At 41.2% G+C, this 13,217-nt stretch carries 13 protein-coding genes and 2 pseudogenes; 9 read left to right on the top strand and 6 right to left on the bottom strand.

Features of this window, described 5'->3' with window-relative positions:
• The first annotated feature begins 148 nt into the window (after positions 1-148).
• Together C1A07_RS07465 and C1A07_RS07460 are read left to right on the top strand one after the other, a co-directional pair.
• Entirely contained in the window at positions 149-1,645 is a 1,497-nt protein-coding gene (locus C1A07_RS07465) for a sensor histidine kinase (protein WP_101876556.1), read from the top strand.
• Positions 1,638-2,327 carry a response regulator transcription factor gene (locus C1A07_RS07460; protein WP_101876555.1) on the top strand — a complete coding sequence of 230 codons (690 nt, stop codon included), beginning with the start codon at positions 1,638-1,640 and terminating at the stop codon, positions 2,325-2,327. Before C1A07_RS07465 ends, C1A07_RS07460 begins: the two co-directional genes overlap by 8 nt.
• Positions 2,328-2,480: 153 nt before the next feature.
• On the opposite strand, the gene C1A07_RS07455 is transcribed toward C1A07_RS07460, so the two are convergent.
• Positions 2,481-2,687, bottom strand: a complete 207-nt coding sequence (locus C1A07_RS07455) for a helix-turn-helix domain-containing protein (RefSeq protein ID WP_101876554.1) — start codon at positions 2,685-2,687, stop codon at positions 2,481-2,483.
• A gap of 157 nt (positions 2,688-2,844) precedes the next feature.
• Here C1A07_RS07455 and C1A07_RS07450 point away from each other — a divergent pair, with 157 nt between their 5' ends.
• Both C1A07_RS07450 and C1A07_RS07445 read left to right on the top strand, forming a co-directional pair.
• A complete protein-coding gene (locus tag C1A07_RS07450; RefSeq protein ID WP_101876553.1) occupies positions 2,845-3,180 on the top strand; it encodes a hypothetical protein in 336 nt (111 codons plus the stop codon).
• Between the two features lie 337 nt (positions 3,181-3,517).
• Entirely contained in the window at positions 3,518-5,194 is a 1,677-nt protein-coding gene (locus C1A07_RS07445) for a DEAD/DEAH box helicase (protein ID WP_101876552.1), read from the top strand.
• Positions 5,195-5,267: 73 nt separating this feature from the next.
• Here the strand turns inward: C1A07_RS07445 and C1A07_RS07440 are convergent, their stop codons facing one another.
• The gene (locus tag C1A07_RS07440) at positions 5,268-5,627 is read right to left on the bottom strand and encodes a DUF1622 domain-containing protein (RefSeq protein WP_101876551.1); all 360 of its coding nucleotides are present in this window, start codon (positions 5,625-5,627) and stop codon (positions 5,268-5,270) included.
• Positions 5,628-5,777: 150 nt separating this feature from the next.
• Between C1A07_RS07440 and C1A07_RS07435 the strand changes: the two genes are divergently transcribed.
• From C1A07_RS07435 to C1A07_RS07415, 5 genes and pseudogenes are all read left to right on the top strand, one after another.
• Positions 5,778-6,830, top strand: a complete 1,053-nt coding sequence (locus C1A07_RS07435; RefSeq protein WP_101876550.1) for a lactonase family protein — start codon at positions 5,778-5,780, stop codon at positions 6,828-6,830.
• 1 nt (position 6,831) lies between these two features.
• Positions 6,832-7,935 (top strand): chorismate synthase, encoded by a 1,104-nt coding sequence (aroC, locus tag C1A07_RS07430; RefSeq protein ID WP_101876549.1) that lies wholly within the window; start codon positions 6,832-6,834, stop codon positions 7,933-7,935.
• Between the two features lie 33 nt (positions 7,936-7,968).
• On the top strand, positions 7,969-8,409 hold the full coding sequence (rpiB, locus tag C1A07_RS07425; RefSeq protein ID WP_101876548.1) for a ribose 5-phosphate isomerase B: 441 nt from the start codon (positions 7,969-7,971) through the stop codon (positions 8,407-8,409).
• 11 nt (positions 8,410-8,420) lie between these two features.
• A complete protein-coding gene (locus C1A07_RS07420; RefSeq protein ID WP_101876547.1) occupies positions 8,421-9,284 on the top strand; it encodes an NAD(P)-dependent oxidoreductase in 864 nt (287 codons plus the stop codon).
• Positions 9,285-9,581: 297 nt separating this feature from the next.
• Positions 9,582-10,514: pseudogene (locus C1A07_RS07415) on the top strand (ketopantoate reductase family protein).
• 127 nt (positions 10,515-10,641) lie between these two features.
• Here C1A07_RS07415 and C1A07_RS16755 read toward each other — a convergent pair.
• From C1A07_RS16755 to C1A07_RS16390, 4 genes and pseudogenes are all read right to left on the bottom strand, one after another.
• Positions 10,642-11,019, bottom strand: a pseudogene (locus tag C1A07_RS16755) (transposase); the annotation flags it as partial.
• 102 nt (positions 11,020-11,121) lie between these two features.
• Positions 11,122-12,138, bottom strand: coding sequence for a tyrosine-type recombinase/integrase (locus tag C1A07_RS07405; protein WP_101876546.1), 1,017 nt, complete (start codon positions 12,136-12,138; stop codon positions 11,122-11,124).
• On the bottom strand, positions 12,135-12,335 hold the full coding sequence (locus tag C1A07_RS07400; RefSeq protein ID WP_101876545.1) for a hypothetical protein: 201 nt from the start codon (positions 12,333-12,335) through the stop codon (positions 12,135-12,137). Before C1A07_RS07400 ends, C1A07_RS07405 begins: the two co-directional genes overlap by 4 nt.
• Positions 12,336-12,503: 168 nt before the next feature.
• Positions 12,504-13,142, bottom strand: coding sequence for a replication protein (locus C1A07_RS16390; RefSeq protein ID WP_242972274.1), 639 nt, complete (start codon positions 13,140-13,142; stop codon positions 12,504-12,506).
• Between the last annotated feature and the right edge of the window lie 75 nt (positions 13,143-13,217).

The following is a 13,217-nucleotide window of genomic DNA, read 5'->3' as shown; positions in this document are numbered from 1 at the left end:
TTATTTCCTTTTCGAGTATCAGTATACTGGAAATTTGTGAAAAAAGTTTGTCCATTTTGTGAAAAATCAAAGTTTAGAATTGTTTTATAAATTCCTCTCTGTTCTTATGGTATAATAAAATCATATTTTTATGCAGGAGATTGAAAAGATGAAATTACGGACACGGCTGGCAGTAGCCTTTCTCACAGTAACAGTAGTTCCGATGCTGCTGATTTACATGGCATTTATGGGGTTAAGCGATTACCAGACAAAATCAATCAGAAAAACATATGGGTTAGCAGAATCTGTGGATATTTTTTCAGGCAATTCCCTGCAGATTTTTAACCGGCTGACAAAGCCTATGCAGCAGGAGATCAGGCAGCAGATGGACAAAAAGCCTCAGGCATTTGAAGATAAGGCTTATCTGGATACCTTGAATGAAAGGCTGTCTACAAAGTATGCGTATATGATTGTCAGGAAAAACGACGATATTATATATATGGGAAGCACGCATGAATCCCAGGGAAATATATGCGGCCAGCTTTTGGAATATGGAAGCGGAGGCGGGGATATAGAGGGCGGTATGTACCTGGACGGGGACAGCCAGCATTTGATTAAGCAGATGGACTTTTTATATCCTGATAAAGGGGAAGGAAGCTTGTTCATTGTTTCCAATGTGGACGAATTGATTCCAGAGGTTCAGTCTATGGTGCGGGAGATGATTTTATCCGGCGTTATGATATTGATTTTTACTGGCTGCGCCTTGACTATGTGGGTTTACAGATCTATATTAAGGCCTCTTGGAAAGCTGCAGGAAGCCACAAAGAATATTAGAGACGGCAACCTGGAGTTTACTTTAGAGGTTGAGGAGGAAGATGAGATTGGGCAGCTATGCCAGGATTTTGAGGAGATGAGGCAGAGGCTGAAGGAGTCCACAGAGGAGAAGATTCAATATGACAAGGAAAATAAAGAGCTGATCAGCAATATTTCCCACGACCTGAAAACGCCTATTACGGCAATTAAGGGATATGTAGAGGGAATTATGGACGGAGTCGCTTCCTCGCCGGAAAAGCTGGATAAATATATCAGAACCATATATAATAAAGCTAATGATATGGACAGATTAATTGACGAGCTTACATTTTACTCTAAAATTGACACCAATAAAATCCCGTATGTATACAGCAAAATTAATGTAGCCAGCTACTTTAAAGATTGTATAGAGGAAGTTGGACTGGATATGGAAGCCAGGGGAATTGAGCTGGGATATTTTAATTATGTAGACGACGACGTAATGGTAATTGCAGATGCAGAGCAGATGAAGCGGGTAATCAACAATATTATCAGCAATTCTGTAAAGTACATGGACAAAAAAAGGGGAATTATCAATATCAGAATCCAGGACGTAGGAGATTTTATACAGGTAGTAATTGAGGATAATGGAAAAGGCATTGCCGCAAAAGATCTGCCTAATATTTTTGACAGATTTTACCGCACAGATTCCTCCAGAAATTCATCTCAGGGAGGAAGCGGAATCGGGCTTTCTATTGTAAGAAAAATTATAGAAGACCATGGAGGCCGTATATGGGCTACCAGCAAGGAAGGTATTGGAACAGAGATTCACTTTGTTCTGAGAAAATATCAGGAGGTAATACAGGATGAGTAAGATTTTAATTGTAGAGGATGAGGAGAGCATCGCAGAGCTGGAAAAGGATTATCTGGAGCTGAGCGGATTTCAGGTTGAAATTGCAAATGACGGAAGCGAAGGGCTGGAGCGGGCTTTAAATGAGGAGTTTAATCTGATCATCCTGGACTTAATGCTTCCTGGAGTGGACGGTTTTGAAATCTGCCGGAAAGTCCGGGAGGAAAAGAACACGCCTATTATTATGGTTTCCGCTAAAAAAGAAGACATTAATAAGATCAGAGGTTTGGGTCTGGGCGCTGACGACTACATAACAAAGCCCTTCAGTCCCAGCGAGATGGTGGCAAGAGTAAAGGCCCACCTGGCCAGATACGAAAGACTTATTGGAAGCGGAATCCCAGTGAATGAGATTATTGAGATCAGAGGCTTAAAGATTGACAAAACAGCCAGAAGAGTGTGGGTAAACGGGGAGGAGAAAAACTTCACCACAAAGGAGTTTGATCTGCTTACATTCTTGGCTCAGAACCCCAACCATGTATTTACAAAGGAGGAGCTGTTCAGCAAAATCTGGGATATGGAGTCCATTGGAGATATTGCTACTGTTACAGTGCATATTAAGAAAATCAGAGAGAAGATCGAGTTTAACACAGCCAAACCGCAGTACATTGAAACCATCTGGGGAGTAGGGTACCGGTTTAAAGTTTAAAATAAAAAGACACCTTGAAGAATCCTTGTATTTACAGGGATTTTTCTGTTTTATTAAAACAAAATCATTCTTTATACTACCAAAATTTTAGGTGATGTACTATTCTAATCATTAAAAGTTCAAGGCGCAGGAAAGGGCGGTACAGACCACCCTTTATTTTTTATATTCCAGTAAATCCGAAACAGAACAGCCCAGGTACTCGCATAGCCTAGCAATAATATTTAGGTCCACACGGCTTACCTTATTTTTACAGTAGTTGTTTAACTGAGTTCTTTGAAGCCCGCAGTTTTGACATATCTTGTTTTTGCTCACACCATTTACTTTAAGATATTCTTCTATCTTTATTTCGATATATCCCATTTTATCACCTGCTTTTTTATAGAGATTATAAAGAGAGAGGTGTGTGAAAATAAGATGTATAAATTTATAGCCTGTATTAAAATACAGGCACAAAGGTGTTATAATCTATGTGGTAATTTTTAGTATAGATGTTATATATAAGAAAGGGGATATTATTATGAGAAGTAAAAAAATTATAACAGCTTTGTTGACAGGAGTTTTTACTGCGTCATTTTCACTTAGCGCTTTTGCTGGCAATTGGTTAGATCTTACTATTGGCTGGCAATATGACAAAACAGGAATGGGAGGCCTGGCGCACGATGAGTGGCTATGGATAGATGGAAATAAAGATGGTATTGCAGAATGTTATTATTTTGATGGAACTGGATTCATGTGGCATGACAGAGAAAAGGACGGCTATGTTTTAAATTCTGATGGGCAGTGGGTTGTGGATGGAGTGGTTCAGACAAAGCAAGTCGAAATTGATAACAGTGAAACTTCTGACCTTATGTAACTAAAGCGTTAATCGAAAAAGAGGGTGTCGCAAAATCGTCGTTTTAGATGATTGAACGGCGCCTTCATTTTTTGTCCCTGTGCCTGATTCACCAGACAGATAGAGGGAACAAATTTTACATCAATCTGAATTCTCTGCCCGACAACTTGACATAAATAAAAACTTCTGCTATAGTTAGTATCCGTACGAGAAGAGAGGATGAAAGGCCTGAGACGTGCCTGTTATCCTCTCATTTTTTGCCCTGTACCCTATTTTAAAGCTGATGCAAAGGAGACTGCAGGCTTTTTGATATTTAGATATTGGCGCAGGCTGGTTATTTATAAAGAAAGGATATTAAATGGAAACAATCAGATTTGATGAGTTAGAGTTAAATGATAAAATATTAAAAGCAGTAAAGGACATGGGATTTGAGGCGGCTTCCCCTATTCAGGCCAAGGCAATTCCGCTTCAGATGGAGGGGAAGGATATTATTGGTCAGGCTCAGACCGGAACAGGAAAAACAGCTGCTTTTGGCATTCCTCTGCTGCAGAAGGTAGACCCGAAAAATAAAAAGCTGCAGGCCATTGCCCTTTGTCCCACAAGAGAGCTGGCGATTCAGGTGGCAGAGGAGATCAGACGCCTGGCAAAATATATGCACGGAGTAAAGGTGCTGCCTATTTACGGAGGCCAGGAAATTGGAAAGCAGATTCGTTCACTCAAGGACGGCACACAGATTATTATTGGAACTCCAGGCCGTGTAATGGACCACATGAGAAGGAAAACTGTAAAGTTTGACCAGGTTCACACAGTTATTTTGGATGAAGCTGACGAAATGTTAAACATGGGCTTTTTGGAGGACATGGAAACCATACTCAGCCAGCTGCCAGAGGAGCGTCAGACAGTAATGTTCTCCGCCACTATGCCGGAGGCCATTGCCAGAATCGCCAAGAACTTTCAGAAAGAGCCTGAGACAGTCCGGGTTGTAAAGAAAGAGCTGACTGTGCCTAAAGTGGCTCAGTATTATTATGAGGTAAAGCCTAAAAATAAGGTGGAGGTTATGTGCCGCCTTTTAGATATGTACGCTCCAAAGCTTTCTGTTGTATTCTGCAATACAAAGCGACAGGTAGACGAGCTGGTGGAGGCCTTGCAGGGAAGAGGATATTTTGCAGAAGGACTTCACGGAGATTTAAAACAGGCTCAGAGAGATAAAGTAATGAACAGCTTTAGAAACGGCCGCACAGAAATTTTAATTGCTACAGATGTGGCTGCCAGGGGAATTGACGTAGATGACGTGGAAGCGGTGTTTAATTATGATATTCCTCAGGATGATGAGTATTATGTGCACAGAATCGGCCGTACAGGCCGCGCCGGAAGAGAAGGAAAGGCTTTTAGTTTTGTAGTGGGAAAAGAAGTCTACAAGCTGAGAGATATTCAAAGATACTGTAAGACAAAAATTGTGCCTCAGGCCGTGCCCTCCCTGGATGATATTACGGCTATCCGGGTTGACAAGATTCTGGAAGAGGTCAGCCACATTATTAATACCAGTGATTTATCAGGTTTAATCAATGTGCTGGAAAAGAAAATTCTGGAAGAGGATTTTACCTCTATGGATTTAGCGGCAGCCATGTTAAAAATGGCAATGGGCGAGGATGCAGAGGAATCTATTGAAGATTTCCGTCCCGCCAGATCTTTAGATGATTTAGACGACTACGGAAGAGGCAAAAACTCCAGAGGCAGAGGCCAAAATGGAGGCGGCCGCAGAGGAGGACGTGAATACGGACGGGGAAGAGACAGAGGCAATATGACAAGATTATTTGTCAACATTGGAAAGTCTCAGAATATCCGGCCCGGAGATATTATGGGAGCCATTGCCGGGGAGTCAGGCGTTCCGGGAAGCCTGATCGGCAGTATTGATATGTTTGACAATTACACCTTTGTGGACGTTCCGGACGACTGTGCCGACGAAGTGTTAAAGGCCATGAAAAATGTGCGTATTCGCGGTAAAAATGTACGCATGGAAAAAGCGAACAGATAAAAATAAAGGCAGGTATTTAACAGTTTTGAATTTCATATTACTGTTAAATACCTGCTTTTTTTGTTACGAGCACTTAGTGCCTGTTTTTGGTATTCTTTTGTTCTAAGTCCTTCAGGACCTCCTTACTATGCTCCTCCTTGATCTCCCAGTGGATTAAGAAGGTAAGGGCGGCTCTTAAAATAATGATTCCGCCTACAATCAGCAGCTCATTTAATTCCCTCACTACAACCGTCCGGAGAATTTCGCTTCCCAGTTTAAATTCCAATCCAAGAGCCAGTCCGTTGGCCAGGTTCAGCCGAATCATTGGATTTCGTCTCAGATAATCCCAGATACCTCGTATGCCGGCTGCGATAATTACCATAACTCCTGCGAATTCAAATAAAGTAATGGCAGCTTCCACAACTTGATGAAGAATTGTTACCAGAGTTTCCATTTTTTCTCCTTTAACTGCGTTTTTTTCATTATATAAGAAATCTCTGCCGGGGCCAAGGGATTTATAGATTTTTTTAATATTTTATGATATGATATGTCTAGTTTATCAAATTAGGGAGTTAAAGCAGAAATTAAGGAGGATATCAGTATTATGAAAGGAAAATATGTGGCATATGTAGGCTCCTACTCCTACACTGGGAAGGCCAAGGGAATCACTGTTTATGACATAGATGTGGAGAAAGGTTTGTTCGTTCCCCGGTGCGAGGAAGCGGTAAATAACTCCTCATATTTAATTGCCTCCAGTGATGGAAAAACTTTGTATTCTATTGCTGATGAAGGAGTTGTATCCTTTAGAATCCATGAAAACGGAAGCATTACCCGGCTGAATACAGCCAACATTAAAGGTATGAGAGGCTGCCATTTATCCACAGATGCACAGGACAAGTATATTTTCGTATCAGGATACCATGATGGAAAATGTACAGTGCTCAGACTAAAGGAGGACGGCAGCATAGGAGAAATTGTAGACGGAGTGTATCATAAAGGATTAGGCAGCGTGGCAGAAAGAAATTTCCGCCCTCATGTAAGTTGCAGCAGAAGGACGCCAGACGGGGAATATGTAATGGTGGCGGACTTAGGAATTGACCAGGTGAAAATTTACAGGTTTAACGAGCATGACGAGCAGCTGACATTAGTGGATGCCCTGCGGTGTGAAAGAGAATCCGCCCCTAAGTGCTTCCGCTTTAGCTCTGACGGAAGGTTTATTTATCTGCTCCACGAATTGAAAAATGTGATCGACGTATATACTTACGAAAACGGAAAGAGACAGCCTAAAATAGAAAAGATACAGTCTATTCCAACTGCAGGGGAAAAGAGAAGCCAGCTGACAGCTGCCTGCTCAATGAGATTTTCACCTGATGAAAAGCATTTGTTCTGCGGAAATGCAGGGGATAACAGCGTCAGCATTTATAACAGAGATGAAAAAACAGGTCTTTTGGAAATGATTTGTTCTCTGCCTATTAGCGGGGACTACCCTAAAGATTTGGCTATATTCCCGGATGATAAACATCTGGCTTCCATTAACCACGAAAGCGGCAGTATTTCCTTCTTTACAATTGACTATGAAAAGGGTCTGCTGGTTATGAACGGAAGAAGCGTATCTGTTAATGAACCTAACAGTTGCGTGATTGTGAAGGTGAGATAATATGGCGGGATCATCATTGGGAACAATTTTCAGAATATCCACCTGGGGCGAATCCCACGGACCAGGCGTAGGCGTCGTAGTAGACGGCTGCCCGGCAGGAATTCCCTTATGTCAGGAGGATATTCAGAAATATTTAGACAGAAGAAAACCTGGACAAAGCAAGTTTACAACGGCCAGACAGGAAGGAGATCAGGTAGAAATCCTGTCTGGAATTTTTCAGGGAAAGACAACAGGCACGCCTATTTCTATGGTTATAAGAAATATGGATCAGCGCTCCCATGATTATGGGAATATTATGAATATTTATCGCCCCGGCCATGCAGATTATACATTTGATAAAAAATATGGGTTTCGGGATTATAGAGGCGGAGGCAGATCTTCAGGCCGGGAAACAATAGGCAGAGTGGCGGCAGGAGCAGTGGCTGTAAAGCTGCTGGACAGCCTGGGAATTCAGGTGACAGCCTACACAAAATCAATTGGCCCAATCAGCATATCCTCGGAAGCATTTAACTTGTCAGTCCGCGATACAAACAGACTTTATATGCCGGATGAGGCAGCTGCTAAAAAGGCAGAGAAATACCTGGAAGAAATGATGGCTAAAAAGGATTCCTCCGGAGGCGTAGTAGAATGTATAATCACCAATATGCCTGCCGGCGTTGGAGAGCCTGTTTTCCATAAGCTAGATGCTAATTTGGCAAAGGCTGTTTTTTCTATTGGAGCTGTAAAAGGCTTTGAGGTAGGGGACGGGTTTGAGGCAGCCAGATCCTCAGGCTCTGTAAATAACGATGGGTTCTGCATAGATGAAAATGGAAAAGTAAGTAAAAAGACAAACCATGCAGGAGGAATTTTAGGAGGCATGAGCGATGGAAGCCCTGTTATATTCAGAGCAGCTTTTAAACCTACTCCTTCTATTGCTTCTTTACAGGAAACTGTAACATGCAACGGAGAAGAAACAGAAATAGAAATTAAAGGGCGACACGATCCTATTATTGTGCCCAGAGCCGTAGTAGTGGTGGAGGCCATGGCAGCTTTAACTGTGGCAGATTTATTGTTAATGTCTGCTGTATCCAGAATAGACAGGCTGGCCAGTATATTGAAAGAATAATGAAAATTTAAAAGGCGAAAGGAGCATTTAACCATGAAAATTGTTATTGGAAATGATCATTCTTCTGTAGACTTAAAAAACGAGATTAAGGCTTATTTAGAGGAAAAGGGATATGAGGTTCTGAATGTAGGAACAGACACAACGGACAGCTGCGATTATCCTGCTTATGGAGAAAAGGTGGGAAGGGCTGTTGTTGATGGAGCGGCAGATTTGGGAATTGCTATCTGCGGAACAGGACTGGGAATTTCTCTGGCTGCCAACAAGGTGAAGGGAGTTCGCGCCTGCGTTTGCAGCGAGCCGTATACAGCCAGAATGTCCAGGCTTCACAATAACTGTAATGTACTTTGCTTCGGCGCCAGGGTAGTTGGCTCTGAGCTGGCAAAGATGATTGTAGATGAATGGCTGAATACTTCCTTTGAAGGGGGCAGGCATCAGAGACGTGTGGACATGATTATGGATATTGAGAACAAATAAGAGGGATGGCAATGAAAAAAATTGGATTTATCGGCATTGGAATTATGGGAAAATCCATGGCCAGAAACTTGATGAAGGCAGGGTATCAGGTGTCTGTTTACACCAGAACAAAGTCTAAGGCAGACGAGCTTTTAAAGGAGGGAGCAGATTGGTGCTCTTCTGTAAAGGAATGTGCTGCCGGGAAAGACTGGGTGATCACCATTATTGGAACTCCTAAGGATGTGGAGGAAGTGTATTTTGGCGAAAACGGTATTCTGGAAAATGCAGATCCAGGCACATGCGTAATAGATATGACTACTACCAGCCCTAAGCTGGCAGTAAAAATTTATGAAGAGGCTAAAAAACTGGGACTGGACGCTTTAGATGCGCCTGTAACAGGCGGGGACAGAGGAGCCAAAGACGGCACCTTGACGATTCTGGCCGGCGGAGATAAAGAAGTATTTGACCGCTGTATGCCTTTATTTGAAAAAATGGGTAAAACTATTGTTTATGAGGGAAAAGCAGGCAGTGGGCAGCACACGAAAATGTGCAATCAGATTGCTGTAGCAGGTACTCTGGCAGGAATCTGCGAGGCTATGGCTTATGCAAAAGGCGTTGGCCTGGACCCTCAGCTGATGTTTCAGACTATTTCCACCGGAGCGGCGGGAAGCGTGCAGATGAATATTCAGGCGCCTAAGATTTTGACCGGAGATTACAATCCAGGATTTTTTGTAAAACATTTTATTAAAGATATGGGGCTGGCTGACCAGGAGGCCAAGGAGGCCGGGCTCAAGCTTGAAGTGCTGGAAACAGTGCTTTCCATGTATAAAGAGCTGGAGGCTCAGGGAATGGACCAGATGGGTATGCAGGCCCTGGCAAAGTATTATAATTGGTAAAAAAGACTGCAAAGAAGAGAAATAAAATAAAAGGTCGGGAAAACACTGTCCGTTTCGGGCGGTGTTTTTTTGGCCTTTTTTATTTGCTTAGATCCTTTCTCTGGCATTTTATTCTGTACTTGGAGGGGGAGCTGTTAAATTCTTCTTTAAATAAGTGGTAAAAATGGCTTAAACTTTGAAATACTGTGAACTAAAAAACGCCGTCAGATCAATATAAAGCAATAAATATACAAACGCTGGGAAGAAAAAAATTTAGGGATACAGTATGATAAAAGAAAGGAAAAGGGAGCGGAAAATATGAAAATAGCAATTATTGGAGCAGGGGCTATGGGCTGTTTATTTGGAGGAAAACTGGCTGAGAAAGCAGATGTATGTCTTTATGATGTTAATAAAGAACATGTAAAAGCAATGAATTAAAATGGACTGCGTATGACCATGGGAGAAGATGAAAAATATGTAAAAGTGAAAGCTGTTACTGATCCCGGACAAATTGGAATTGTAGATGCAGCCATATTTTTTACAAAGTATGTATTTATGAAACAGGCAGCAGCTGATGCTTTATGTTGTATTGGGCCTGATACTCTGGTTTTGACTTTACAAAATGGCTTAGGCTGCCAGGAGATTTTAAAGGAATTTATTAATAAAGGCCAGATTGCTTATGGTCTGACAGCCTATACAAGTGATATGAAGGGGCCAGGTCACATTGAAATGACAACATTAAAACAGGTGGGGACGTACTTTTGGCCGGTCAGCGGAAAAATCAGCTCTCAGGCCAGAGAACTGGAGGCTGTGATGAATGAAGCTGGATTTGAAACAGCTATCACAAAAGAAGTGGATAAGAAAATATGGAAAAAACTGATGGTGAATTGTTCAGAAAATACATTATGCGCGATTTTAAGGCTGACAGTAGGTCAGTTGATAGATACAGAGGAAGCCTTCAGGCTGCTGAAGCACATAGTATTTGAAATTGCAGACGTGGCCTGTGCAAAAGGAATTTCCATATCCAGGGAAGAGGGGCTGGAATATGTACTGGAGGTAAGCCGTTCAGTTACAGATCATTTGCCGTCTATGGGATTAGACGTTAAATTAGGACGGAAAACAGAGATTATGTGCCTGAATGAGGCTGTGGCTGCAGAAGGAAAGCGGCTGGGAGTTGCCACGCCTGTTTTAGAAATAACAGCTCAGATGATCAGAGCCATAGAGGCAAATTATCACAAGCTGGCGTTTTGACGGGAGGGAAAAGAAAGGAGGAAGACGGAGGTGTTACTGTGAAAGAAAGTAGAGGACAGCCAATAAATGGTGCACTTTAACAAGCTGTCTTATGGCAGCCTTTGAAAAAATGTATTGTTTTAAAGTGTTAAGATGCTAATTGCGACTCGGAAATAATTCCTTCGCTGATAAGTAGTTTCTTAGCCTGTTTGATAGCCTTTTCCTTCTGCTTTTCTTTTAGGGGTTCAGGCATATCAATCTTGTATAAGTCGGTCGGATTCCACGCTTCACCAGTAGACAGCATCTGGTAGACAGCAGTAAGAATCATCCGGGCGATAGCAATGATGGCTCGTTTTTTACCACGGCGTTTCATAATACGTTTATATTTCTGTTTATAGTAAGGCGATTTATCAGATTTCACGGCTGCATGGGCAACTTGCACCAATGCAGGTTTGAGGTAAACACCGGCACTTGTTATTCTGACAGATTTCTTCTTACCAGCAGATTCATTGTTGCCGGGAGTGAGTTCCGTCTCGCGCTCTTTTTAATTTCAGCGGAAGCCTTGATTTTAGAGGACTTCCGCTGTTTTTGTGTGTCTTACAGATTGAGGACAGTTGAAGACAGTAATCTATAGGGCGTTGGAAATTAAGCTATAGGTTTCTTCTTCTGTTAATGGGTTGTCGATATATCCTAGAGTAGTATTTAGGTTGCTATGCCCCAGCAGTTCTCGTATACAGTCCAGTGGTACGCCGCTGGCGTTTAGGTTTCTGGCAAAAGTCTTTCTCATTTTGTGGGTGGATTTTGTAGTAAGACCTTGCCGTTCAGCGTATTTTTCCAGCACATAGGCAACCTGTCTTGATGTAATGCGTTTCCCGTTTTTTATAAAAATATACTCGCCGATATGCTCTATTTTTTGTAGGAGATTGATTGCTTTGGGAACCAAAACTACAAAACGGTCACGACTGCTCTTGGTATGTTCCACGACCTCATAGGTGTTTGTGTCTTGATTTCTGACTTCTTCTCGGACGATATGAAGATGGTTAATGTTACAGTAGTCCTCCCATTTAAGAGCCACCAGTTCACCGACACGCAGACCTAGTAGGAAATTTAGCTTGACGGTTAGAAAAATGGTATCGCTGGTTTCCGTATACATACGGTCAAGATACTGGTTTAGATTTTTCAGTTCATCTGTATTGTAGGTTTCTGTTGTTCCGGTTTTCTTGACTATCTGCTTGAATTTCACATGAATCTGCACTTTTTCCATTGGATTTTCCAGCAGATATTTTTTACGGATGGCATAACTATACATACCGGCTAAAATTGTTTTAATATTAGCCCATTCCTTGCGAGTTAGATTAAATTCTTTTACAATCCGATTGCACTCTGTTTCTAAAAGCAGTTCATCAATCCGCTTGATTTTTTTATCATGCAAAGCAGACGGCTCAAAATATTTCTTATAATGTTGAGTATGCCGCTTGATAGTGTTGGGGCTGTTAATAACTGTCTTTTTATATTCCAGCCATTCCTCATATAGTTTGTAAAATGTCAGTTTGTCAAGGTGCGAATCTTGGAAGTATAGTGGTATTAGTTTATCCAGCAGTTCTTCTTCTGATTGTGCCCGAATAGTCTTGCGTTTTTCATTCATCCCTTTATAATAAGTCTGCCATCTGCCCTTGGGACTTGATGGGGGTGTAATAGTATAGGGATGTATTTTTTTATTCGTTCTCTTTTAGTAGACATAAGTTTATCAAGCACACTGTCTGTACTGATTATACCGCAGTCAAAGGCTTCCTTCAATAAAGAAAGATTGATGATTTCTGAAGGATTTTTAACATCATTCATAGTTACCGCCTTAAAACAGGCGAAGGGAAAAATTATATGGGATTTATATTTGATTGGAATTTGAACAGAGTAAAATTAAAAAAGAATTTTGTGAGTTTTATAAATAGTATGTTTTATAATTTTGTTTTTCTATCAGTATATGGTATGTAGCCCCAACGCCTGTAGTATTTAATTGTGAAAAGGTGTTTCTGATACATTTATTCTTTGAAACCCGTGGAGATATTCCGTAGTGTCATATTCTTTCCATTCTCCGATAGCAGTATAAATTCTGACTTTATGGATTCTTCGAAGAAAGGCGTTCCAAGTTTCTTTTTGTTCCAGATAAATATTATGATACTGGTCTTCCAATTTCCAGTTGGAAACGATATAGATAAAGTTATAACAGGCTTGCCGGTTATTATATCTTGCCGGAAGCTGTAAAGGATAAATATCCAGATAATTCAGCATATTTCCTATTGGTAAATCACTTCTAAATTCTTCAAATACTAGCACATCTTCTCCTGAGTAGGTGTCAAAGGGGTGCTTATAGTCTGTTACTCGGTATACATTAGAGTCTCCATGGCTATCAAGAATATATCTTGATTTTCCAAATCCGGTTGAGCCACTTACATAAGTTACTAGAAGATTTAATCGCCGTTCTGATTTGTAACGGCTGGATAGGATTTCCAGACGTGCTTTATCAATATGCTGTAAATTTAAAATATTATCTGGATTGTTTTCTAAAATTTCCACATTAGAATAACCGTCTTTAATCATCTGGTAGAGATTAGCCAAATCATTTCTTTTACCTTGTCCTGATTTTTGCATAGTTCCCCATTCTTCAAAAGTATCTTTTAAATTAGTTGTTCCTTTTTCTGTGTGCTCGCATTTGCCTTCTTTTCG

Origin of the sequence: Lachnoclostridium edouardi, assembly GCF_900240245.1 — a bacterium.
Lineage (GTDB): Bacteria > Bacillota > Clostridia > Lachnospirales > Lachnospiraceae > Lachnoclostridium_A > Lachnoclostridium_A edouardi.
This window is presented reverse-complemented; position numbering and strand designations above follow the sequence as displayed.

What these genes read in the sequence shown, in the direction of transcription:
- C1A07_RS07465 (WP_101876556.1), top strand. Translation starts at nt 149, where the DNA reads ATGAAATTACGGACACGGCTGGCAGTAGCCTTTCTCACAGTAACAGTA.
- C1A07_RS07460 (WP_101876555.1), top strand. Translation starts at nt 1,638, where the DNA reads ATGAGTAAGATTTTAATTGTAGAGGATGAGGAGAGCATCGCAGAGCTG.
- C1A07_RS07455 (WP_101876554.1), bottom strand. Translation starts at nt 2,687, where the DNA reads ATGGGATATATCGAAATAAAGATAGAAGAATATCTTAAAGTAAATGGT.
- C1A07_RS07450 (WP_101876553.1), top strand. Translation starts at nt 2,845, where the DNA reads ATGAGAAGTAAAAAAATTATAACAGCTTTGTTGACAGGAGTTTTTACT.
- C1A07_RS07445 (WP_101876552.1), top strand. Translation starts at nt 3,518, where the DNA reads ATGGAAACAATCAGATTTGATGAGTTAGAGTTAAATGATAAAATATTA.
- C1A07_RS07440 (WP_101876551.1), bottom strand. Translation starts at nt 5,627, where the DNA reads ATGGAAACTCTGGTAACAATTCTTCATCAAGTTGTGGAAGCTGCCATT.
- C1A07_RS07435 (WP_101876550.1), top strand. Translation starts at nt 5,778, where the DNA reads ATGAAAGGAAAATATGTGGCATATGTAGGCTCCTACTCCTACACTGGG.
- aroC (WP_101876549.1), top strand. Translation starts at nt 6,832, where the DNA reads ATGGCGGGATCATCATTGGGAACAATTTTCAGAATATCCACCTGGGGC.
- rpiB (WP_101876548.1), top strand. Translation starts at nt 7,969, where the DNA reads ATGAAAATTGTTATTGGAAATGATCATTCTTCTGTAGACTTAAAAAAC.
- C1A07_RS07420 (WP_101876547.1), top strand. Translation starts at nt 8,421, where the DNA reads ATGAAAAAAATTGGATTTATCGGCATTGGAATTATGGGAAAATCCATG.
- C1A07_RS07405 (WP_101876546.1), bottom strand. Translation starts at nt 12,138, where the DNA reads ATGAATGAAAAACGCAAGACTATTCGGGCACAATCAGAAGAAGAACTG.
- C1A07_RS07400 (WP_101876545.1), bottom strand. Translation starts at nt 12,335, where the DNA reads ATGAATGATGTTAAAAATCCTTCAGAAATCATCAATCTTTCTTTATTG.
- C1A07_RS16390 (WP_242972274.1), bottom strand. Translation starts at nt 13,142, where the DNA reads ATGCAAAAATCAGGACAAGGTAAAAGAAATGATTTGGCTAATCTCTAC.